Below are 21,074 nucleotides of genomic sequence, written 5' to 3'. Positions count from 1 at the left end.
CCTTCGCGTGAATGCAAGATCGCCGATGGGCGGCCCATTCGGGTGTCGAGGCCCAGGACAGATAGGGCGAATGGCGGGGCATGTCAATTGAGCGGCCGGGGTGGTGCGGGTTACCCGTTCCGGCCTTGTTTCCGTCCGGTTTTTTGTGCCAAAGTGCCCGCGATTTTTGGAAAGGATGTTGTCCGATGCTCCGTTTTTCAGCCCTTGTTTTGGCATTTTGCGCGTTTGCGGCATTCGCAGACGTTTCCGCACAAGCGCAAACCCCGCGCCCGGCGGCGGACGATCCCGTCGTGGCCCGCGTCGACGGGCAGGCAATTCGGCGTTCGGAGGTGCTGGCTTTCCAGCGCGCCTTGCCGCCGCAGTTCCAGCAAGTGCCGATCGAAGCGCTGCTCGAGCCCATCGTCGACCGGCTCGTCTCGCAGAAGCTCATCGCCGCCGAAGGGCGTCGCGCCAATCTGCAGAACGACCCCGAGGTCAAAGCACGTCTAGCGCAGTTCGAAGAGCGCGTGATGCAGGAAACCGTTTTAAACCGCATGCTCGAAAGCCGCCTCAACGACGCGGCCCTGCAGGCGCGCTTTGCCGAGTACCAGAAGGAAAACCCCGGCCGCGACGAGATCCGCGCGCGCCATATTCTGGTCGCCAACGAACAGGCCGCCCAAGGGATCATCGCCGAGCTTGGCCGCGGCGGTGATTTTGCGAAGATCGCAAGCGACCGCTCGGTCGATCCGGCCGGCAAGCAGTCGGGCGGCGATCTGGGCTTCTTCGGCAAGGACGACATGGTGCCGGAATTCTGGACGGCGGCTTCCGCACTGAAAGCGGGCGAGACCACGAAAGCGCCGGTGCGCAGCCAGTTCGGCTGGCACGTGATCCGCGTCGAAGAACGCCGCGTGGTGCCCGAATCCTTCGACGAACTGCGCGAAAAGCTCGCAAGCGACATGTCGCAGGAGATCATGACGGGCTACGTCGAAGGCCTCGTCAAGAAAGCCAAGGTCGAACGCTTCGGCCTCGACGGCAAGCCGCTGCCCAAAGCGCCCTGAGCGCGCGCCTCCAATCGCAAGAGAAGCATCGATGGCCCACGCCGTTTCGCCGCTGGCACCCGCCGAATTTCCCGAAATCGGCCCGGTTGCCGGCGTGCGCTTTGCGACCGCACTGACGAGGACGCGCTACAAAGGCCGCGACGATCTGCTGCTCGCTGCGTTCGCACCCGGCACGACCGCCGCCGGCGTGTTCACGACGAACAAAATGCCGGGCGCTCCGGTCGATTGGTGCCGCAAGCTGATCGGCGGGGGCCGTGCTACCGGGCTCGTCGTCAATGCCGGCAATTCGAACGTGTTTACCGGCAAGGCCGGTGCGGCCGTGTGCCTGCAAACCGCGAAGGCGACGGCGCAGGCCCTCGGTTGCAAGCCCACCGACATTCTGCTGGCCTCGACCGGCGTGATCGGCCAAGTGCCGGACGGCGCCAAGATTGCGGGTACGGCCGCCCGTGCGGCAACAAGCCTGGGGCAGGCGGGTTTCCTCGAAGCCGCCAAAGCCATCATGACAACCGACACGTTCCCCAAGGGGGCGGTCGCCAAGGTTCGCATCGGCGGCAAGACCGTTACGGTCGCGGGCATTGCCAAGGGCAGCGGCATGATCGCGCCCAGCATGGCGACGATGCTGGCCTTCGTGTTCACCGATGCGGCTGTGTCGCCTTCCGTGCTGCGCACGCTGCTCAAAGACGCCACACACAATAGCTTCAATGCCGTGACGGTCGACAGCGACACCTCGACCTCCGACACGCTGCTCGTGTTCGCAACCGGGGCTGCCGGCAACAAGCCGATCGCGCGTGCGTCCGATCCGGCGTGCAAGGCTTTCAAAAAGGCGCTCGATGCGGTGTGCCTCGATCTTGCGATCCAGATCGCAAAAGACGGCGAGGGTGCCCAGAAACTTATACAGATCGACGTGACGGGGGCCGCGAGCGACGCTGCCGCGCGCAACATCGCAATGGCGATCGGCAATTCGCCGCTCGTCAAAACCGCGATCGCGGCGGCCGACGCCAATTGGGGTCGCATCGTGATGGCGGTCGGCAAAAGCGGCGAAAAGGCCGATCGCGACCGCCTCAAAGTGTCGATCGGCGGTACCACGATCACGCGCAACGGCGCACCGGTCGCGGGCTACGACGAAACCCCGGTGACGGCCCATATGCAGGGCCGCGACATCCGTATAGCGGTCGATATCGGCATCGGGCGCGGCAAGTCGCGCGTGTGGACCTGCGATCTCACCCACGCCTATATCGACATCAATGGCAGCTACAGAAGCTGAAGGCTGCGACGATCCGCGTCTGTCGGCGTTGCTGGCGGCGCCTGCGCGCGTATTGCTCGTCGTTGCGGCCGCTCTGATCGATGCCGACGGGCGCGTGCTGCTCGCCCGTCGCCCGCCCGGCAAGGCGATGGCGGGCTTGTGGGAGTTTCCGGGCGGCAAAGTGGGGCCGGGCGAAACGCCGGAAGCGGCCCTCATCCGCGAACTCAAAGAAGAGCTCGGGCTCGATCTTGCGCATGCGTGCCTCGCACCTTTGACCTTCGCCTCGCACCGCTATCCCGATTTCCATCTGCTGATGCCGCTCTTCGCCGCGCGCAATTGGAAAGGCACGCCCGTGCCCCGCGAGGGGCAGGAACTCGCCTGGGTGCGGCCGCTCAAAATGTCGGACTATCCCATGCCGCCGGCGGACGTGCCGCTGGTGGCGATGCTGCGCGATCTGCTTTAGCCGTCTTTGCCGACGGCATCGGCGAGACGATTGGCGGCCGAGCCAGGGCGCAGCGGCTTCTGCTGCGATTCGTGCGGCGCCCAGGCTGTGAGATTGAGGATTTGGAAGGTCGCGGGCATGCGGCCTTCTTCAGCGAACATGTCTTCGTAGATGGCGGCCGCGCGCAGCAGCGTCGAGCGGCGCGTGAAATCCTTGCGCCGCTCGGCGACTGCGTTGGCCTCGCCCATGCCGCGCAGATCGCGCATCAGATCGAGTGCGTTTTCGTAGGAGACCGTCAGCGTGTCGGCGTCGGCCACGGGCAAGGCAAAGCCCGCCCGCTGCAGCAGGGCGCCCGCGTCGCGCAAATCGGCGAACGGCGAAACGCGTGGACCCGCCCCGCCGGTCTCGGCGACTTCGGCTTCGATCAGCGCGCGCCGCAATTCGCTCAGCGTGTCGCCGCCGAGCATCGCGCACAAGAATAGGCCGTCGGGCTTCAGCACATGGCGGATCTGCAGGAGCGCTCCCGGCAGATCGTTCGTCCAATGCAGCGACAGGCAGCTCACGACCAGATCGAAACTGCCGGGCGCGAAAGGCAGGAACTCTTCGTCGGCCACGCACACCGCACTGTGCACGCCCTTCGTTTCGGTGCAGGCGCGCGCGCGCGCCGCGCGCATCATTCGCGCCGACATGTCGCATTGCACGATCGTCTGCGTGCCGGGCCGCTTGGCGAGGAGCGGAGCAAGAAAACCAGTGCGGGCACCCAGATCGAGCACGCGCGGAAACACGCGGTTGAGATCGTCGAGCCGTTCGGCCAAACGTTCGCCCGCTTCGCGAAACAGAAAATCGTGGTCGGCAAAATGGCGCGCCGCACGTTCGCGATGGCGGCGAACGATGTGCCGGTCGAAGACCTGCGGAGGAATCTGGGCGCCCATGTCGGAATTGGTAGCGCGTTTCGCGGCGTTGCGAAACCGAACATGCGCGCATCTGCATATTGACTTTGCGGTCGCGCGCGTGCTGCGATCTTTGGCTTTGAAAATCCTCGACCGCATGCAGGCGCTGTTTGCGCACGGGACCCGGGCGGCTCTCGATGCGGTGGTTCCGCCGCTGTGCCTCAATTGCCAAGCCGTGGTGGCCGAGCCTGGTGCCTTGTGTGCCGCGTGCTGGTCGCAATTCGCCTGGATCGATCGGCCCTACTGCGAGACCTGCGGCTTGCCGTTCGACTACGACCCTGGGTTCCTGGGCCGCACGGGTTTGGCTTGCGGGGCGTGCCTGTCCGCACCCCCGCCCTTCGGCAAAGCGCGCGCCGTGCTGCGCTACGATGCAGCGAGCCGCGGGCTTATCTTGGCTTTCAAGAACGCGGACCGCACGCACGCGGCCCCTGCCTTTGCACGCTGGCTTGCGCGCGCGGGCCGCGATGTGCTCGACGGTGCCGATCTGATCGCGCCGGTCCCGCTGCACTGGACGCGGCTTGCCTTCCGGCGTTTCAACCAATCGGCCCTGCTCGCCAACGCGCTGGCGCGTGTTGCGGGCATTGCCAGCGTACCCGATCTCTTGCGCCGTCAGCGCCGCACGCGCGCGCAAGGCCTGCTCGGTCGCGGCGAACGCTTGCGCAATGTGCGCCGTGCATTTGCTTTGTCGCCGCGCCATCGTGCCCGCGTGCGCGGCAAGATCGTGGTGCTGGTCGACGACGTGCTGACGACGGGGGCTACACTCGGCGAATGCGCGCGCGCCTTGCGCCGCGCCGGGGCCGCCGAAATCCGCACTTTGACACTGGCGCGCGTGGTGCGGCCCGGCGAGGGCCGGGTCTAGCGGGCGCGGCCGCAAGGGTGCTAATCTTTCCCAATCGGTTCCCCCTTTCGCGAGTTCGGGCGATGTCGAAAGTCGAGATCTACACGAGTCCTTTCTGCGGGTATTGCGCGCGCGCCAAAAGCCTTCTCGAGCGCAAAGGCGTTGCCTTCGTCGAATACGACGTATTGGCCGACACGAGTTTGCGGCCCGGCATGGAAGCGCGCGCGGGCGGGCGCACATCGGTGCCGCAGATTTTCATCGACGACAAACATGTCGGCGGCTGCGACGATCTCTACGCGCTCGATGCCGCCGGCAAGCTCGATCCGCTGCTGAAAGCGGCCTAGATCCGATCGCGCACGGCCGCGATGCGCTGCACGAGTGCGGGGCGCGGGCTGTCGATATAGCCGTGCATATAGGCAACGACGCGCAAATGCGGCGTGAACGCGTTCAGAAGTTCGTTGTCGTTCAGCAGAAAATCCGGATTGTCGGGCTTGCCGTACTGGCCGTTGCCGCGCGCGAACGTCTCGTAGATCAAAGCTCCGCCCGGTGCGACGCTCGCGGCGAGCGCCCCAAACAGCGGTCGGTGGAGATAGTTCGTTACCACCACGCCGGCAAATTGCCGCCCCGGCAGCGGCCAGGGCTGGTCGTCTTCAAGGTCGGCGCGCTGGGCATCGATGCCGGCAAGGGCGATTAGGGCGCCGATATCGCGGTCGATTGCGGTCACGCGATGGCCGCGATCGGCAAAGAATTTGGCGTGCCGTCCGCCGCCGGCCGCAACGTCGAGCACCGTTCCGCCTGCGGGGATCAGCCCCGCATGCGCAACGATCCAGGAAGAGGGTTCGGACAGATGCGCGTGGCCGGAACGCGGGGGCTCTTGCATGTCTTGCCTTTGGCGGAGGGTAGCCCCAAATATAGCGCATGATACTGTTCGATCTGCAATGCGCGAAGAAACACGTCTTCGAAAGCTGGTTCAAAGACAGTGCGGCTTACGTGCGCCAGGCAAAACGCGGCCTGGTGACGTGCCCCTATTGCGGCTCGGCGAAGGTCGAAAAGGCGCTGATGGCGCCGCGCCTTGCCGGTACCAAAAAAAGCCGGAAGAAGACGGCGGAGATTTCAGCGTCGCCGGTGGCTGTGGCCGCGAGTCCGGCAACGGAGAAGGCTGCCGAATTGCATCGCCAATTGGCGCAATTGCGCCAGCATATCGAGACGAATTTCGATCCGGTGGGCGACAAATTCGCCGAAGAGGCGCGCAAGATCCATTACGGCGAGGCCGAGCAGCGCAACATCTACGGCCGCACGACCGCCGAGGAGGCGCAAGAACTCGCCGACGAGGGCGTGGAGTTTGCTCCCGTTCCGTGGCTGCCCGACAAAAACGCGTAAAGCTTAGGCTTTAACCGCGAAGGCCATGTAGTTGACGTCGAGGTCGCGCGACAGGCGCCAGACGTCGAGGATCGGGTTGTAGGCAACGCCCGTAAGGTGCGTGACGGCGAGGCCCGGTGCTCGCAACGCGTCGCTCATCTCGCCAGGGCGCACGAATTTGGACCATTCATGCGTACCGCGCGGCAGCCAGCGCAGCACATATTCCGCCCCCACGATCGCGAGCAGGAACGCTTTGGGCGTGCGATTGAGCGTTGCAACAACCATCGCGCCGCCCGAACGCACGAGCGTGCCGCAGCTGCCCAAGAAGCCTGCGACGTCGGCGACGTGCTCGACCACTTCGAGCGACAGCACGGCGTCGAATTTTTCGCCGGCCGCGACGAGGTCTTCGGCGGTGGTATGGCGATAGTCGATCGCAAGCCCCATGCGCTCGGCATGGTTGGACGCGATGCCGATGTTTTTGGCCGAGGCGTCGATGGCCACCACATTGGCGCCGAGCCGCGCCATCGGTTCGGCGACGAGTCCGCCGCCGCATCCGATATCGAGCAGACGCAAACCCGCAAGCGGCTTGGCCGACAAGGGATCGCGGCCGAAATGTTGGGCCAGCCGGTCGCGGATATAGGCTAAGCGCACCGGGTTGAATTTGTGCAGCGGTTTGAATTTCCCGGTGGGATCCCACCATTCGTCGGCCATCGCGGCAAAACGCGCGATTTCCGCGGGATCGACCGAGCTGCCGGCCGCCGCATCGGGAGGGACCAGGACAGGGGCCACCGCAGGGGATTCGGTCAAACGCGCGCACTCCTTGAAACGGGCAAACGGACGCGTGGGCAACGACTTGCCCTGGGACCCGCAAACCTTTAGATAAGGCGCAGTCGCGGTCGGGGCAAGAGCGGTTCCGCTGCACCTTTCCCAAGTCTCTGAGCGGAAAGGGCTTTCTTCGAATCGGTTTGGATCTGCGCAATGGCACGTTTGGTTCTCAAATTCGGCGGCACTTCGGTTGCAAACATCGAGCGCATCCGCAACGCGGCTGTGCACGTCAAACGCGCGGTCGAGGCCGGGCACGAGGTGGCCGTCGTCGTCTCCGCGATGTCGGGTGTGACCAACCAGCTCGTGGCCTGGGTCAACGAGATCTCGAAATTCTACGACCCACGCGAATACGATGCGGTCGTTGCAACGGGCGAGCAGGTCACAAGCGGCCTCATGGCGCTTACGCTGCAGGAGATGGGCCTCAAGGCGCGCTCCTGGCAGGGCTGGCAAATTCCGCTGCGCACCGATGCCACGCACTCCAAAGCGCGCATCGAAGGTATCGATACCGACGGTCTGTCGGCCGCTCTTGCGGCGGGCGAAGTCGCGGTCGTGGCGGGCTTCCAGGGTGTGGCCGAGGGCGCGCGCGTGACCACGCTCGGGCGCGGCGGTTCAGACACTTCGGCCGTGGCGCTGGCGGCCGCGCTCAAGGCCGCGCGCTGCGACATCTACACCGACGTCGATGGCGTCTACACGTGCGATCCGCGCATCGTGCCAAAGGCGCGCAAGCTCGACAAAATCACCTACGAAGAAATGCTCGAAATGGCTTCGCTCGGCGCCAAGGTGCTGCAGACGCGGTCGGTCGAGCTAGCCATGAACCATCGCGTGCGCGTGCAGGTCCTCTCGAGCTTCGAGGACAAGCCCGGCACGCTGGTCGTCGATGAGGAAGAGATCGTGGAAAAGCAAGTTGTGAGTGGGATCGCCTATAGCCGGGACGAGGCGAAAGTCACTTTGACCAAAGTCGCCGACCGGCCGGGCGTTGCTGCTGCCATTTTCGGGCCGCTCGCCGATGCGGCCATCAATGTCGACATGATCGTCCAGAACATCTCGGACGACCGCAAGGCGACCGACCTCACCTTCACGGTCGGCAAGGCCGATCTCGACCGCTGCGTGAAGCTGCTGGGCGAGCAGAAGGCAAGCCTTGGCTATGCCGAGCTCAAGCCGGATCCCAACGTCGTCAAAGTGTCCGTGATCGGCGTCGGCATGCGCAGCCATGCCGGTGTCGCACTCGCGATGTTCCGCACGCTCGCCGAGAAGGGCATCAACATCCAGGTCATCTCGACGTCGGAGATCAAGATCTCCGTGCTGATTGGCGCCGAGTATCTGGAGCTTGCGCTGCGGGCACTCCACACCGCTTACGGGCTCGACGCGGCATGACCGAAATGCCGCCCGCCGCCGAGATCGCAGCCCGGCGCCAGCTCGACCGGCTATGGGCGCGCGGCAACGCATTCTTGGGCACGAAAGTGGCCATCATGGGCGGTGCGATGACCTGGGTGTCGGAGCGCAACCTGGTCGCGGCCATTTCGAATGCGGGTGGTTTCGGCGTGCTGGCTTGCGGCTCGATGCCGCCAGCGTTGCTTGAGGCCGAAATCGCGGCGACGAGAAAACTTACCGACCGGCCCTTCGGCGTCAATCTGATCGTCATGCATCCGCAGCTCGCCGAGCTTGCGCGCGTGTGCGTTGCAGCCAAGGTCGGGCATGTGGTGCTCGCCGGCGGCATGCCGACGGCCGAGATCATCAAGATCCTCAAAGACGGCGGTGCCAAGATCATCGGCTTTGCGCCTGCTTTGGTGATCGGCAAAAAACTCGTGCGCTCGGGCATCGACGCGCTCGTGATCGAGGGCATGGAAGCAGGCGGGCATATCGGTGCGGTCTCGACGGCTGTGCTTGCCCAGGAGATCCTGCCCGCCATCCGCGACGTGCCGGTGTTCGTGGCCGGCGGTATCGGTCGCGGCGAAGCGATTCTGTCGTTCCTCGAAATGGGAGCCGCCGGCGTGCAGCTCGGCACGCGCTTCGTGTGCGCGGACGAGTGCGTCGCACACCCCGATTTCAAGAAGGCCTTCATCCGCGCTTCGGCGCGCGACGCGGTTCCGTCCGTGCAGCTCGATCCGCGCTTCCCTGTGATCCCGGTGCGTGCCCTTGCCAACAAAGCGACCGCCGCTTTCATGGCCACACAGCGCACCGTGATCGACAAGGTCGACCGCGGCGAGCTCGACATGAAGGCAGCCCAGCTCGAAATCGAGCATTTCTGGGCCGGTGCTTTGCGCCGGGCCGCTGTCGACGGCGATATCGAGAACGGCTCGCTGATGGCCGGCCAGTCGGTCGGGCTGGTCACGCAAGCCCAGCCGACGGAAGCGATCATCGCCGAGCTCGTCGGCCAGGCGCTGGCGGCGCTTGCCGCACGCGCGCGCGACGCCGCCGTAGCCAGCGCCGAAGCCGGAGCCGCGTAATGCAGGCGACGCTCGGGCCCGGTGCGACGCGCCGCCTGCTCAAGCGTCTGCGCGACATGATGGCGGCGGCCGGTACGGCCCAACAGCGCCTCGACCGCATCGTCAAGATCATCGCCGCCGACCTTATCGCCGAAGTCTGCTCGGTCTATGTGATGCGCGCGGGTCAAGTGCTCGAGCTGTTCGCGACCGAAGGCCTCAATCCGGACGCCGTCCACAAAACGCGCCTGCGCGTGGGCGAGGGCCTCGTCGGCGAAATCGCGCAGACTGCGCGCACATTGGCGCTGGCCGACGCGCAGTCGCATCCAAATTTCGCGTATCGCCCCGAAACGGGCGAAGAAATCTACCATTCGCTGATGGGCGTGCCGATCCTGCGCGCGGGCCGCACCTTGGGCGTGCTCGTGCTGCAGAACCGCACCTACCGCGAATACACCGACGAAGAAGCCGAAGCGCTGCAAACGGTGGCGATGGTGCTGGCCGAGCTTGTGGCGGGCGGCGAACTCATCGGTCCGGCCGAAATGCTGCGCGTGGACGATGCCGGGGCGGGGACCAGCGACCGCATCGAAGGTCTGCCGCTCAACGAAGGCATTGCCATCGGTACGGCCGTTCTGCATCAGCCGCGCGTGTCGGTGCGCCAGATGGTGGCCGACGACCCGCAGGCCGAAGCGCGCCGCCTGCGCGAAGCGATGAGCGGCATGCGCGTCGATATCGACCGCATTTTCCAGACTTCGGGCCTGTCCGAAGGCGACGAGCGGTGGGAGATCCTCGAAACATACCGCATGTTCGCCGAAGACCGCGGCTGGCTTCAGCGCATCAGCGAGGCGATCGAGACCGGCCTCACGGCCGAAGCTGCCGTGCAGAAGGTGCAGGAAGACAACCGCGCGCGCATGGTGCAGATCCCCGATCCGTACTTGCGCGAGCGCATCGCCGATTTCGACGATCTCGCCAATCGGCTGTTACGCCATCTCACCGGCGACCGCACGGCGGCGGACGCGGCCGACCTGCCCGACGACACGGTGCTGGTGGCGCGTTCCTTAGGCCCGGCCGAACTCCTCGAATACGACAGGCGCAAACTCAAAGGCGTGGTGCTCGAAGAAGGGTCGCCCACGGCGCATGTGGCGATTATCGCACACGCGCTCGACCTGCCGATGGTCGGGCGCCTCTCCGATCTCGTCGCGCGCGTCGAGGCGGGCGATACGATTGTCGTCGACGGCGGCTTCGGCCAAGCGATCTTGCGCCCCAGCGACGACGTGCGCGAGACGTTTTCCGCAGCGATTCGCCAGCGCGAAGCGCTACGTCAAGGCTATGCCGCGATCCGCAAGCTGCCCGCCGTCACCAAAGACGGCACGCCGATCTCGCTGAACATGAATGCGGGTCTTGTCATCGACATCGACAATCTCGCCGAGAGCGGGGCCGACGGCGTGGGGCTCTACCGCACCGAAATTCCGTTCATGATCCGCACGTCGATGCCCGACGTGGTCGAGCAGACCGATCTTTACCGGCGCATCCTCGACCGCGCGCAGGGGCGCCCGGTCGTGTTTCGCACGCTCGATATCGGCGGCGACAAACTTTTGCCCTACATGGAAAACACGCCGCAGGAAAATCCGGCGATGGGCTTGCGCGCCGTGCGCCTCACGCTCGAGCGGCCGGCGATTTTGCGCGAGCAAGTACGCGGGCTTTTGCGCGCGGCGGCCGGGCGCAGGCTCGACCTCATGTTTCCAATGGTCGCAGACGTAGCCGAGTTCGATGCGGCCAAGGAACTCGTCCAGATCGAAATCGCGCGCGAGCGCAAACGCGGCCGCAGTCTGCCCGATCCTATCCACATCGGCACGATGATGGAGGTGCCGTCGCTCTACTGGCAGCTGCCGCAACTTCTGAAGCGCGCCGATTTTCTGTCGATCGGCTCGAACGATCTGTTGCAGTTCTTTTTCGCCTGCGACCGCGGCAATCCGGAAATGGCCGGGCGCTACGACGCGCTCTCGCCGCCGGTGTTGCGCTTCTTTCGCGCGATCGCGGCCGAGTGCGACGCCGCCAACGTGCCGCTGTCTTTGTGCGGCGACATGGGCGGCCGCCCGCTCGAGGCAATGGCGCTGATCGGTGTGGGTTTCCGACGCCTGTCGATGCCGTTTCCGGCGATCGGGGCGGTCAAAGCGATGGTGCGCAGCCTCGATTTGCCGCCTTTGGCAAAATATCTCGAAGAGTTGTGCCGCCTTGCAGATCATTCGGTGCGCAAAAAGCTGCAGGATTTCGCGCGCGACCACAATATCCCCGTTTGAGGGGGTAAATCCGCTTTTTCGCAGTGCGGCAAGGAGTTGCCCGTTTTCCGGCGTTTTGCTACAAAGACGGTGGAAATTGGTTGTCCAGGCCGAAAAATGTTCGGCCTTCCGTTGGGAAAGTCCGCTTGTCGAGCGATAGCAACGATCCGACCGCGCAATTGCGCAACACCTCGGTGCGGGCACCTCGTGCAAACGCCAGCGTGGGCGAATTGCTGCGTGCCGAGCGCGAACGGCGCGGCTGGCAGATCGTCGATATCGCGCGCCAACTCAAGATCCGTCGCTTGATGCTCGATGCGATCGAAACCGGGCGCCATCAGGATCTGCCGCGCGGTGCTTATGCCGCGGGCTTCGTGCGCGCGTATGCCGATTTCCTCGAACTCGACAGCACCGAACTCGTGCGCCGTTTTCGTGCCGAGACGAGCGGCCTGGAAGAGCGCGCCGAACTTTCGTTCCCCACGCCGATCAACGAAACGCGGCTGCCGGGCTCGCTCGTGGTCGCCAGCGCTCTGCTCGCGGCCGTGCTCTCTTACGGCGGCTGGTACTATCATACGCTCGACAATCGCACGCCTGCTCAGCGCGTGACGGCCGTGCCCGAAACGCTCGCCGCCCGCGTGCCGGCACCCGAGCCGCTGCCGCCGCGCAGCAACGGCTTGTCGTCGAGCGAAGCGCGCGCGGGCGCGCTCCCGCAGCCCATCCCGTCGCCGGTGCTCGAAGCGCCAGCACCGCTGCCGCCCGCCGCTTTCGTGCCGACCCCGGCCGCTCCGGCCACACAACTCGCGGCTTTGCCGCCGTCTGCCGCGCCGGCATCGGCAGCACCGGCTCCGGCGGCCGAGGGCCCGCGCAGCTTCGGCGAGCTGCAGGAAGGCCGCATTGTCATTCGCGCGACGTCGGACAGCTGGACGCAAATTCGCGACGCTGCGGGCAACATCGTGTTCTCGCGCATCTTGCGCGCTGGCGAGAGCTACAACGCACCCGACCGCGAGGGCCTCGCTCTGTGGACCGGCAATGCCGGCGGCCTCGATATTCGCGTCGATGGGCGATTGGTGCCGGCGATCGGCCGCGTGGGCTTCGTCCAGCGCAGCGTGCCGCTCGATCCTGTGCGCCTCGTGGCCGGTACGGCCGCCCCGCCCGAGCCGCCGCGCCCTGTTGCCCCGCCGCCGTCGGCAGCCCCTGCTTTGGCGCCCGCCCCGGCCCCTGCTTCGGACCCCGTGTCGGACGGCTCGCCTGGGTGACCTTGGTTGGGTTATAAGAGAGGCCTGAACGCGCCTCCGCCGCCAATGCGAGCAAACCTGCCATGAGCATCCGCCCCTATCGCCAGATCCTTCGTCGCAAATGCCGCCAGATCATGGTCGGCAAAGTGCCGGTCGGCGGCGACGCGCCGATCACCGTGCAGACGATGACCAACACGCTGACCTCCGACGTCGATGCAACGGTCGCACAGATCCGGGCTGCCGAAGCGGCAGGGGCCGACATCGTGCGTGTCTCGTGCCCCGACGAAGAGTCGACCGCGGGCCTTGCCAAGATCATCCCGCAGGTCAGCGTGCCGATCGTGGCGGACATCCATTTCCACTACAAACGCGCCATCGAATCAGCCAAGGCCGGGGCGGCGTGCTTGCGCATCAATCCCGGCAATATCGGCTCGAAGGAACGCGTGCGCGAGGTCGTGAAGGCGGCCAAGGATTACGGCTGCTCGATTCGTATCGGCGTCAATGCGGGCTCGCTCGAGCGCGAATTGCTCGACAAATACGGCGAGCCGTGCCCCGAAGCGATGGTCGAGAGTGCGCTCAACCACGCCAAATATCTCGAAGACGAAGATTTCCGCGAATTCAAGATCAGCTGCAAAGCCTCGGACGTGTTCCTGGCCGTAGCGGCCTATCAGCAGCTCGCCGAGGCGTGCGACTATCCTTTGCATCTTGGCATCACCGAGGCGGGTGCGCTGCGCATGGGCACGGTCAAGTCGGCGATCGGCTTGGGCTCGTTGCTGTGGGCCGGGATCGGCGACACGATCCGCGTGTCGCTGTCGGCCGATCCGGTCGAGGAAGTCAAAGTCGGCTACGACATGTTGAAGGCGCTGGGCCTGCGCCGGCGCGGCGTCACGGTCATTGCGTGCCCGTCCTGCGCACGCCAGCAATTCGACGTGATCAAGACCGTCGAGCGGCTTGAGGAGCGTTTGAGCGCCATCACCGTGCCGATGACGCTGTCGGTAATCGGCTGCGTGGTCAACGGCCCCGGCGAAGCGCGCGAGACCGATATCGGCTTCACCGGCGGGGGCAACGGGACGCACATGGTCTACGTGGCGGGCCAACAAGACCACCGCCTCAAAGACGGCGACATCGTCGAGCATCTGGCGCAGATGGTCGAAAAGCGCGCGGCCGAACTTCTTGCCCAAGCGGCCGAGACTGCTGCGGGCGAGAAAGCCGCCGAATGACGGACCCCGCCCCGCCGCCGGCTTTTTTGTAGCGAGGCCCCCAGCGATGGAGACGCGTGCGGCACGCGCCCGGCTGGGCGTCGTGGGCGCCAATCACCGTTCGAGTTCTGCAGCCACGCGCGACGCGTTGTTCGTGCCGGACGGCGAATTGCGCGGTGTTCTAGCCGAATTGCGACGCATGGGCCTCGGCCAAGCCGTGCTGATCTCGACCTGCGACCGCGTGGAAGTGCAGTTCGCACACGACGATCCCAATGCGGCAGCCGACATCGTGCGTCAGACCTTCGCCGATCGCTTGGGCCATGCGCCGGGGCGCGAACTTTACGCGCACGCGGATGCCGATGCGCTTCGGCATGTGTTTGCCGTGGCTTGCTCGCTCGACAGCCAGGTGATCGGCGAACCGCAGGTGCTGGGCCAACTCAAAGCCGCGCACGCGCTGTCGCGCGAGATGGGCCTCGTGGGTGCCGAACTCGAAGCCGCACTCGCACATGCCTATTCGGCGGCCAAACGCGTGCGCAGCGAAACCGCGATCGGCGAACGGCCCGTGTCGCTTGCCGCCGCTGCGGCGGCCGTCGCGCGCGACGTGCACGGCGATCTCAAGCAATGTGCAGGGCTCCTGCTGGGGCTTGGCGAGATGGGCGAATTGCTGGTCGAGCATTTCCGCCGCAGCGGGCTCAAGCAATTGGCGGTCGCAGCACCGGCGGCAGCGCGCGCAGGCGAGCTTGCGCGCCGCTTGGAGGCGCATCACGTGCCGCTCGACCAGATCGGCGAGGCGCTTGTGGGGGCCGATCTTGTGGTCACCGCTCTCGGCACCGGGCGTATTGCGATCGACGGTGCGGCCACGCTTGCCGCCTTGCGCAAGCGCAGGCGGCGGCCGATCCTGTTTCTCGATTTGGGCGTGCCGGAAGACGTGGCGCGCGAGGTCGAAAAGATCGACGGTGCCTATCGCTACGGTATCGACGATCTTGAGGGCCTTGCCCTCAAAGGCCGCGATGCGCGCGAAGCGGCCTTCGGCGAGGCGGTCGCGATCGTCGATGCAGAGCTTGCGGCGTTCCAGCGCGCCCTTGCCGTGCGCGAGGCGTCGGGCACCATCGTGGCATTGCGCCGGCATTTCGAAAGCGAGCGCTTGCGCGTGCTGGCTGAAAAGCCCGACGATCCGGCGCGCGCGACCGAGCTTCTCGTCCATCGCCTGCTGCATGCGCCGACCGCCCTGCTGCGCGAACTTGCCGCCGACGGCACGCCCGCCAGCCTTGAGGACGAAGCGCTGATTGCCCGCGCTTTCGGCCTCGACAAACCGGAGAACAAGAAGTGAGTTTCGACGCTAGTCTCGACAAAGTCGTTTTCCGCTATCGCGAACTGGGCGACATCCTGTCCAGCGGCACAGCCGATTCCAAAAGCCTCGCCAAGCTTTCCAAGGAATATTCCGATCTTGGCCCCGTGGTCGCGTCGATCGAAACGCTGGCCAAAGCCAAAGCCGAAATGCTCGAGCTCGAAGCCTTGCGCAGCGGCGACGACGCCGAAATGCGCGCAATGGCCGAGCAGGAGTTTTTCGTGCTGAAGGCGCGCCTGCCCGAGATGGAGCGCGATCTGCAGGCGATGCTGCTGCCCAAGGACGCGGCCGACGAGAAGAACGCCATTCTCGAAGTGCGCGCAGGGACCGGCGGCGACGAGGCCGCCTTGTTCGCGTCCCAGCTTTTCCGCATGTATCAGCGCTACGCGCAATTGCGCGGCTGGCGCTTCGAGGTCATGGAAATCGGCGAAACGGGCCTCGGCGGCTATCGCGACGCGACGGCCAATATTTCGGGTGCAGGCGTGTTCGCGCGGCTCAAGTTCGAATCGGGCGTGCATCGGGTCCAGCGCGTGCCGCAAACGGAAGCAAGCGGGCGCATCCACACATCGACCGCGACCGTCGCGGTGCTGCCCGAGGCCGAAGAGGTGGACGTGCAGATCGAAGAAAAGGATCTGCGCATCGACATCTTCCGATCGAGCGGCCCCGGCGGCCAGTCGGTCAACACGACCGACAGCGCGGTGCGCATCACGCACATGCCGACCGGCATCGTGGTGCAGCAGCAGGACGAAAAATCGCAGCACAAGAACAAAGCCAAGGCGATGAAGATTCTGCGCGCGCGCATCTACGAGGCCGAGCGTGCGCGCACCGATGCACTTCGCGCCGCCGACCGCAAAGGCCAGGTCGGCTCGGGCGACCGCTCGGAGCGCATCCGCACCTACAATTTTCCGCAAGGCCGCGTGAGCGACCATCGCATCAATCTCACGATCTACGAGATCGACAAGGTCATGGAAGGCGAGCTCGACCGCTTCGTCGACGCGCTGATCGCGGAGGATCGTGCCGCCAAGCTCGCCGAGCTCGGGTAAAAGCCGATGGGTTCCATGCGGCTCGATGTACTGATGCGCGATCTCACGCGGACGATGGCAACTGCCGAAATCGACAATCCGCGGCTCGAAGCGCGCCTTATCGCCATGACGGCAAGCGGCTTGGGGCTCGAGGCGATGATCGCCTATCCCGACACGCCGATCGACCCGGAGGCGTGCGCCTACGCCTATGCGCTAGCCGAAGCGCGCGTGTTGGGGGCACCCTCGGCCTATCTCGTCGGGCGCAAGGAGTTCTGGAGCCTCGATTTCAAGGTCTCGAGCGCCACGCTCGTGCCGCGCCCCGACAGCGAGACGCTTGTGTCGGCCGCCCTCGAATTTGCCGAAGGCCGCGACTGGACGGGCCGCGTGCTCGATCTGGGGACGGGCTCGGGGTGCCTGTTGCTGGCGTTTTTGTCCGAGCGGCGTTTGGCGCGCGGGCTCGGCATCGATGCGAGTGCCGAAGCGCTCGAAATTGCCGCCGCCAATGCGGTGTCGCTGGGGCTCGCATCGCGCGCGTCGTTCGTCTGTGCCAATTGGACCAGTGCTTTGCGTGCCAGTTTCAATCTCGTCCTCGCCAATCCGCCTTACATCCGGGCAAGCGATATCGACGGGTTGGGCCTCGAAGTGCGCGATTTCGAACCGATCGAAGCGCTCGACGGCGGCCCGGACGGCTTGATGTGCTACCGCGCGATCCTCGCCGATCTGCCGCGTGTGATGGCGCCGGGCGCACGCGTTTTTTTCGAGGTCGGACAAGGGCAGGCAGCCGATGTGGCCGCTCTGTGCGCCAAGGCAGGCCTGGCGCCGATCCGGCTTTATCGCGATTTGGCTGGCATCGAGCGCTGCGTGGTGGCCGAAAAAAACCGCTTGGATTGAAGGGGGCAGGGGTCTAGTTTCCGGGCTGCAGGTTCGTTTTCGAACCAGCGGCGGCCCTTGAGATTTAAGGGCGCCGCGCGACCGGGATCGCGGCCTTCAGCGCCCCTCCTCGTCGTCCCATCCCAGAATGAAATCGCGCATGCGGGCAATGCTGCCCGACATGCCGAAGTTTTCGCCACAACACGAGGAACGACGATGAAACGGCAGCGCAATCGCGGCGGGCACAGCAACAATTATCGCGGCGGAGGGGGCGGCGGCGGTGGGGGCGGTGGTGGTGGTGGTGGTGGTGGGGGCGGCGGCGGTGGTGGGGGCAATCGCTCGAACGTGCCGTTCCGCGCCCAGACGTTCGACTCGAACGGGCCGGATGTGCGCATCCGCGGCAATGCCTATCAGGTGCTCGAAAAGTATCTCGCCCTGGCGCGCGATGCCTCGGCCAGCGGCGACCGCATTGCGGCTGAAAATTTCTATCAGCACGCCGAACATTATTTCCGTCTGATCAATGCCAACCAGGAGCCCTATCCGCCGCAGCGTCCGCAGGGCGGGCTGCAGCAGCAGGCGGCCTATACGGGCGATCCGAACGCGGGCAACGGCACGCCCACGGCGCCTACGGGCGAGTTGCCGGGCGTTGGGCCGCAGCCCACAATGCCGGGACCGGTGGTGGTGCACACGAACCAGCCGCAGCCGCCGCAAGGCGACATGCAGGCGGCAGGTCCCGTCCCGTCCTTCATGGGCAATCCGCCCGACGAAGGCCGCGGCTAATCAGACAAGCGTAACTTCGTCGCCGGGGGCGATTTCGCCGCCGGCGACGATTTCGGCAAACACGCCGCAATCGATGTGGCGGAATCCGTCCTGCAGCAGGCGGGGCACGTTCATGTCCCGCTGCGCGGTTGCAGGATTCACACTCGTGGCAGGGCAGCGGTCGATGCGGTCGAGCACGCGCAGCCGCGCTTGGCCGACGACGATCTCGCGCCCGAGCCAGTCGAACTCCTCCCAGGCGCGCGTTCCCGCGATATAGAGATTGGCGCGAAAGCGCAGCGGATCGACGGGCGCGCGCGCCACGCGCTCGATGTCGGCAATGCTCGCAAGGCCTATCAGCGACACGACCTTGCGCGCCGTGTCCGAGAACATATGGCCGGGGGCCTCGACCAGTTTCGGGCTGCCGCGCGACTCCGATCCCATGAAGGCCGCAAAAAACTGTTCGACCAGCGTGCGGCCGGTTTGCGTCGAAATATCGGCGCGCACGACCTGGCGGCCGTTGCGCTCGATGGTGAGCGTTCCGGTCGCGTCGTCGAAAACGGTTCGCAACAGCGCCAGACGCTCGTTCTTGGCGAGCATCAGAAAATTGTGCTTGGGCATCCAGGCGGGCGCCTCAGCATCGAACGCGGTCGAGCCGTGCGCAATCGCAAATCGCCTATCGCCTGCAATGCCTTGGCCCGCAACGACGGCGGTTCGCGCAAGCTTTTCGGGGCTCAGCCCCTTGACCGGATAGCGGTAGATTTGATCGACGGAAAAACCCATGGCGCTAGCCTACATGGGGGTTTTCCGACGTCAACCGATTCGGCGGCCTGCGGTGGGAAGCCGCACTTGCGGCACGGTTTTTACTCGCCATATGGTTTTTGGGGATGCTCGCTTGAGGTCCCCGGCACGCCTGTCCGCCCGCGATGGGGGACCTTTCAGAAGGACGCCGCGACCATGGATTTGAACAAATACACCGACCGCGCCAAGGGTTTCCTGCAGAACACGCAAACCCTGGCCCAGCGCAGCACGCACCAGCGCGTAACGCCCGAACACCTCCTGAAAGCCTTGCTCGACGATCCCGAAGGGCTTGCAGCCGGGCTCGTTGCCGCCGCCGGCGGCAACGTCGCCGTTGCGTCGGCCGAAAACGATGCTGCGCTGGCCAAATTGCCGACGATTGAAGGCAGCGGGGCAGGCCAGATCTATTTGGCCCCCGAATTGGCCAAAGTGTTCGAGCAGGCCGAAGTAATTGCCAAAAAATCCGGCGACCAGTTCGTGACGGTCGAGCGCTTGCTGCTGGCGGTCGCCCTGCAGAAGGGCACGCCAGCCGCCGATGCGCTTGCCAAAGCCAAGGCGACACCGGAAGCCATCAATCGCGCGATCGAGGATCTTCGCAAGGGCCGCAAAGCCGATACGGCGGGTGCTGAAGACCAGTACGAGGCGCTCAAGAAATACGCGCGCGATCTCACCCAGGCCGCGCGCGACGGCAAACTCGACCCTGTGATCGGCCGCGACGAAGAGATCCGGCGCACGATCCAGGTTCTGGCGCGCCGTACCAAGAACAACCCGGTGCTGATCGGCGAGCCGGGCGTGGGCAAAACCGCGATCGTCGAGGGTCTTGCCCAGCGCATCGTCAATGGCGACGTGCCCGAATCGCTCAAAGACAAGCGCCTCCTGTCGCTCGATCTTGGGGCCATGATCGCGGGGGCCAAATACCGCGGCGAATTCGAGGAGCGCCTGAAGGGCGTTCTGGCCGAAATCGCATCGGCCCAGGGCGACGTTGTGCTGTTTATCGACGAATTGCACACGCTTGTGGGGGCGGGCAAAGCCGACGGCGCCATGGATGCGTCGAACATGCTGAAGCCGGCCCTCGCGCGCGGCGACCTGCATTGCGTGGGCGCAACCACGCTCGACGAATACCGCAAGCATATCGAGAAGGATGCGGCGCTCGCGCGGCGCTTCCAACCTGTTTTTGTGGCCGAGCCCACGGTCGAGGACACGATTTCGATCCTGCGCGGCCTCAAGGAAAAATACGAAACGCACCATGGCGTGCGCATCACCGACAGCGCCATCGTCGCGGCTGCCACACTTTCGAATCGCTATATTTCCGAGCGTTTCCTGCCCGACAAGGCCATCGACCTCATCGACGAGGCGGGCAGCCGCATGCGCATGGCGGTCGACAGCAAGCCCGAATCGATCGACGAAATCGACCGCCGCATCCTCCAGCTCAAGATCGAGCGCGAAGCGCTGAAGCGCGAGACCGATGCGGCTTCGCGCGACCGGCTGCAGAAGCTCGACACGGAGCTGGCAACGCTCGAGGCGCAGTCTGCGGACCTCACGCGCCGCTGGCGTTCCGAGAAAGAGTCGCTGCAAGGCGGCCAGCGCGTGAAAGAACGGCTCGAAGCCGCACGCGCCGAGTTCGAGGCGGCCCAGCGCAAGGGCGATCTTGCGCGCGCCTCCGAGCTCAAATACGCGACCATTCCAGCCCTCGAAAAACAGCTTGAGAGCGGGCGCAGTGCGGGTGCCGACGCAACGCCGCGCCTGCTCAACGAAGAAGTGACCGAGGCCGACATCGCGGCCGTCGTGTCGCGCTGGACCGGCGTGCCGGTCGACAAAATGCTGTCCGGCGAGCGCGAAAAGCTGCTGTCGATGGAAAGCACTTTGCAATCGCGCGTGGTTGGCCAAAGCGAAGCGGTCGCCGCTGTGTCGGAAGCCGTGCGGCGCGCGCGGGCCGGCCTCCAGGATCCCAATCGGCCGATCGGCTCGTTCCTGTTTCTGGGGCCGACGGGCGTGGGCAAAACCGAGCTGACAAAGGCGTTGGCTGCATTTCTGTTCAACGACGACAGCGCTTTGCTGCGCATCGACATGTCCGAATACATGGAGAAACACGCCGTCTCGCGGCTGATCGGCGCACCGCCCGGCTATGTCGGCTACGACGAGGGCGGGGCGTTGACCGAAGCCGTGCGCCGTCGCCCCTACCAGGTGATTCTGTTCGACGAAGTCGAGAAGGCGCATCCGGACGTATTCAATATCCTGTTGCAGGTTCTCGACGACGGCCGTTTGACCGACGGGCAGGGCCGCACGATCGATTTCAAGAATACGTTGATCGTGCTGACCAGCAATCTTGGCAGCGACGCGATCGCAGCACTCAAAGAGGACGACGATGTCGAACTCGCGCGCGCGAGCGTGATGAACGTTGTCCAACGCGCGTTCCGCCCCGAATTCCTCAATCGGCTCGACGATATTTTGCTGTTCCG

At 65.4% G+C, this 21,074-nt stretch carries 20 protein-coding genes (1 of these 20 running past the window's edge); 16 read left to right on the top strand and 4 right to left on the bottom strand.

Annotated elements, in window-relative coordinates; all coding sequences use genetic code 11:
• Nucleotides 1-185 precede the first annotated feature (185 nt).
• From O9320_14375 to O9320_14365, 3 genes are read left to right on the top strand one after another with little or no spacing between them, the layout of a single operon-like run.
• Entirely contained in the window at nucleotides 186-1,037 is an 852-nt protein-coding gene (locus tag O9320_14375; protein ID MCZ8312027.1) for a peptidylprolyl isomerase, read from the top strand.
• A gap of 31 nt (nucleotides 1,038-1,068) precedes the next feature.
• A complete protein-coding gene (argJ, locus tag O9320_14370; GenBank protein ID MCZ8312026.1) occupies nucleotides 1,069-2,301 on the top strand; it encodes a bifunctional glutamate N-acetyltransferase/amino-acid acetyltransferase ArgJ in 1,233 nt (410 codons plus the stop codon).
• Complete coding sequence (locus O9320_14365; GenBank protein MCZ8312025.1) at nucleotides 2,282-2,743, top strand: (deoxy)nucleoside triphosphate pyrophosphohydrolase; 462 nt, start codon at nucleotides 2,282-2,284, stop codon at nucleotides 2,741-2,743. Before argJ ends, O9320_14365 begins: the two co-directional genes overlap by 20 nt.
• Here O9320_14365 and O9320_14360 read toward each other — a convergent pair.
• On the bottom strand, nucleotides 2,740-3,654 hold the full coding sequence (locus O9320_14360) for a methyltransferase domain-containing protein (GenBank protein ID MCZ8312024.1): 915 nt from the start codon (nucleotides 3,652-3,654) through the stop codon (nucleotides 2,740-2,742). The two genes, O9320_14365 and O9320_14360, sit on opposite strands and share 4 nt — an antisense overlap.
• On the opposite strand from O9320_14360, the gene O9320_14355 reads away from it, so the two are divergent.
• Together O9320_14355 and grxC are read left to right on the top strand one after the other, a co-directional pair.
• A complete protein-coding gene (locus O9320_14355; GenBank protein MCZ8312023.1) occupies nucleotides 3,653-4,531 on the top strand; it encodes a ComF family protein in 879 nt (292 codons plus the stop codon). The two genes, O9320_14360 and O9320_14355, sit on opposite strands and share 2 nt — an antisense overlap.
• A gap of 62 nt (nucleotides 4,532-4,593) precedes the next feature.
• Nucleotides 4,594-4,854, top strand: a complete 261-nt coding sequence (gene grxC, locus O9320_14350) for a glutaredoxin 3 (GenBank protein MCZ8312022.1) — start codon at nucleotides 4,594-4,596, stop codon at nucleotides 4,852-4,854.
• Here grxC and O9320_14345 read toward each other — a convergent pair.
• On the bottom strand, nucleotides 4,851-5,390 hold the full coding sequence (locus O9320_14345; protein ID MCZ8312021.1) for a class I SAM-dependent methyltransferase: 540 nt from the start codon (nucleotides 5,388-5,390) through the stop codon (nucleotides 4,851-4,853). The two genes, grxC and O9320_14345, sit on opposite strands and share 4 nt — an antisense overlap.
• A gap of 38 nt (nucleotides 5,391-5,428) precedes the next feature.
• Here O9320_14345 and O9320_14340 point away from each other — a divergent pair, with 38 nt between their 5' ends.
• Complete coding sequence (locus O9320_14340) at nucleotides 5,429-5,890, top strand: DUF1178 family protein (GenBank protein ID MCZ8312020.1); 462 nt, start codon at nucleotides 5,429-5,431, stop codon at nucleotides 5,888-5,890.
• Nucleotides 5,891-5,893: 3 nt separating this feature from the next.
• Here O9320_14340 and ubiG read toward each other — a convergent pair whose 3' ends face one another.
• The gene (ubiG, locus tag O9320_14335) at nucleotides 5,894-6,646 is read right to left on the bottom strand and encodes a bifunctional 2-polyprenyl-6-hydroxyphenol methylase/3-demethylubiquinol 3-O-methyltransferase UbiG (GenBank protein MCZ8312019.1); all 753 of its coding nucleotides are present in this window, start codon (nucleotides 6,644-6,646) and stop codon (nucleotides 5,894-5,896) included.
• A 201-nt stretch (nucleotides 6,647-6,847) separates the two neighbouring features.
• On the opposite strand from ubiG, the gene O9320_14330 reads away from it, so the two are divergent.
• The 9 genes from O9320_14330 to O9320_14290 all read left to right on the top strand — a co-directional run bounded on the left by O9320_14330 (nucleotide 6,848) and on the right by O9320_14290 (nucleotide 17,841).
• On the top strand, nucleotides 6,848-8,068 hold the full coding sequence (locus O9320_14330) for an aspartate kinase (protein MCZ8312018.1): 1,221 nt from the start codon (nucleotides 6,848-6,850) through the stop codon (nucleotides 8,066-8,068).
• Nucleotides 8,065-9,141 carry a nitronate monooxygenase gene (locus tag O9320_14325; protein MCZ8312017.1) on the top strand — a complete coding sequence of 359 codons (1,077 nt, stop codon included), beginning with the start codon at nucleotides 8,065-8,067 and terminating at the stop codon, nucleotides 9,139-9,141. Before O9320_14330 ends, O9320_14325 begins: the two co-directional genes overlap by 4 nt.
• The gene (ptsP, locus tag O9320_14320; protein ID MCZ8312016.1) at nucleotides 9,141-11,414 is read left to right on the top strand and encodes a phosphoenolpyruvate--protein phosphotransferase; all 2,274 of its coding nucleotides are present in this window, start codon (nucleotides 9,141-9,143) and stop codon (nucleotides 11,412-11,414) included. The genes O9320_14325 and ptsP overlap by 1 nt, the downstream gene beginning before the upstream one ends.
• A gap of 125 nt (nucleotides 11,415-11,539) precedes the next feature.
• Nucleotides 11,540-12,646, top strand: coding sequence for a DUF4115 domain-containing protein (locus O9320_14315; GenBank protein MCZ8312015.1), 1,107 nt, complete (start codon nucleotides 11,540-11,542; stop codon nucleotides 12,644-12,646).
• Between the two features lie 62 nt (nucleotides 12,647-12,708).
• The gene (ispG, locus tag O9320_14310; GenBank protein ID MCZ8312014.1) at nucleotides 12,709-13,842 is read left to right on the top strand and encodes a flavodoxin-dependent (E)-4-hydroxy-3-methylbut-2-enyl-diphosphate synthase; all 1,134 of its coding nucleotides are present in this window, start codon (nucleotides 12,709-12,711) and stop codon (nucleotides 13,840-13,842) included.
• Between the two features lie 46 nt (nucleotides 13,843-13,888).
• Nucleotides 13,889-15,151 carry a glutamyl-tRNA reductase gene (hemA, locus tag O9320_14305; GenBank protein ID MCZ8312013.1) on the top strand — a complete coding sequence of 421 codons (1,263 nt, stop codon included), beginning with the start codon at nucleotides 13,889-13,891 and terminating at the stop codon, nucleotides 15,149-15,151.
• On the top strand, nucleotides 15,148-16,212 hold the full coding sequence (gene prfA, locus O9320_14300; protein ID MCZ8312012.1) for a peptide chain release factor 1: 1,065 nt from the start codon (nucleotides 15,148-15,150) through the stop codon (nucleotides 16,210-16,212). Before hemA ends, prfA begins: the two co-directional genes overlap by 4 nt.
• Before the next feature lie 15 nt (nucleotides 16,213-16,227).
• Nucleotides 16,228-17,082 (top strand): peptide chain release factor N(5)-glutamine methyltransferase, encoded by an 855-nt coding sequence (gene prmC / locus O9320_14295; protein ID MCZ8312011.1) that lies wholly within the window; start codon nucleotides 16,228-16,230, stop codon nucleotides 17,080-17,082.
• 195 nt (nucleotides 17,083-17,277) lie between these two features.
• Complete coding sequence (locus tag O9320_14290; GenBank protein MCZ8312010.1) at nucleotides 17,278-17,841, top strand: DUF4167 domain-containing protein; 564 nt, start codon at nucleotides 17,278-17,280, stop codon at nucleotides 17,839-17,841.
• Here O9320_14290 and O9320_14285 read toward each other — a convergent pair whose 3' ends face one another.
• Entirely contained in the window at nucleotides 17,842-18,600 is a 759-nt protein-coding gene (locus tag O9320_14285) for an MOSC domain-containing protein (protein MCZ8312009.1), read from the bottom strand.
• 174 nt (nucleotides 18,601-18,774) lie between these two features.
• On the opposite strand from O9320_14285, the gene clpB reads away from it, so the two are divergent.
• Nucleotides 18,775-21,074, top strand: partial view of an ATP-dependent chaperone ClpB gene (gene clpB, locus O9320_14280; GenBank protein ID MCZ8312008.1) — the 5' portion only. 334 nt of this gene lie beyond the right edge of the window; the window shows 2,300 of its 2,634 coding nt (coding positions 1-2,300); the start codon lies at nucleotides 18,775-18,777; the stop codon falls past the right edge of the window.

Source organism: Magnetospirillum sp., assembly GCA_027532905.1.
Classification (GTDB): domain Bacteria; phylum Pseudomonadota; class Alphaproteobacteria; order CACIAM-22H2; family CACIAM-22H2; genus Tagaea.
The sequence above is the reverse complement of the archived record's forward strand: the minus strand, read 5'-3'. Positions and strand labels throughout refer to the sequence as shown.

Excerpts from the sequence above, each read along its gene's own strand:
- O9320_14375 (MCZ8312027.1), top strand. The coding sequence starts at position 186 with ATGCTCCGTTTTTCAGCCCTTGTTTTGGCATTTTGCGCGTTTGCGGCA.
- argJ (MCZ8312026.1), top strand. The coding sequence starts at position 1,069 with ATGGCCCACGCCGTTTCGCCGCTGGCACCCGCCGAATTTCCCGAAATC.
- O9320_14365 (MCZ8312025.1), top strand. The coding sequence starts at position 2,282 with ATGGCAGCTACAGAAGCTGAAGGCTGCGACGATCCGCGTCTGTCGGCG.
- O9320_14355 (MCZ8312023.1), top strand. The coding sequence starts at position 3,653 with ATGTCGGAATTGGTAGCGCGTTTCGCGGCGTTGCGAAACCGAACATGC.
- O9320_14360 (MCZ8312024.1), bottom strand. The coding sequence starts at position 3,654 with ATGGGCGCCCAGATTCCTCCGCAGGTCTTCGACCGGCACATCGTTCGC.
- grxC (MCZ8312022.1), top strand. The coding sequence starts at position 4,594 with ATGTCGAAAGTCGAGATCTACACGAGTCCTTTCTGCGGGTATTGCGCG.
- O9320_14345 (MCZ8312021.1), bottom strand. The coding sequence starts at position 5,390 with ATGCAAGAGCCCCCGCGTTCCGGCCACGCGCATCTGTCCGAACCCTCT.
- O9320_14340 (MCZ8312020.1), top strand. The coding sequence starts at position 5,429 with ATGATACTGTTCGATCTGCAATGCGCGAAGAAACACGTCTTCGAAAGC.
- O9320_14330 (MCZ8312018.1), top strand. The coding sequence starts at position 6,848 with ATGGCACGTTTGGTTCTCAAATTCGGCGGCACTTCGGTTGCAAACATC.
- O9320_14325 (MCZ8312017.1), top strand. The coding sequence starts at position 8,065 with ATGACCGAAATGCCGCCCGCCGCCGAGATCGCAGCCCGGCGCCAGCTC.
- ptsP (MCZ8312016.1), top strand. The coding sequence starts at position 9,141 with ATGCAGGCGACGCTCGGGCCCGGTGCGACGCGCCGCCTGCTCAAGCGT.
- ispG (MCZ8312014.1), top strand. The coding sequence starts at position 12,709 with ATGAGCATCCGCCCCTATCGCCAGATCCTTCGTCGCAAATGCCGCCAG.
- hemA (MCZ8312013.1), top strand. The coding sequence starts at position 13,889 with ATGGAGACGCGTGCGGCACGCGCCCGGCTGGGCGTCGTGGGCGCCAAT.
- prmC (MCZ8312011.1), top strand. The coding sequence starts at position 16,228 with ATGCGGCTCGATGTACTGATGCGCGATCTCACGCGGACGATGGCAACT.
- O9320_14290 (MCZ8312010.1), top strand. The coding sequence starts at position 17,278 with ATGAAACGGCAGCGCAATCGCGGCGGGCACAGCAACAATTATCGCGGC.
- O9320_14285 (MCZ8312009.1), bottom strand. The coding sequence starts at position 18,600 with ATGGGTTTTTCCGTCGATCAAATCTACCGCTATCCGGTCAAGGGGCTG.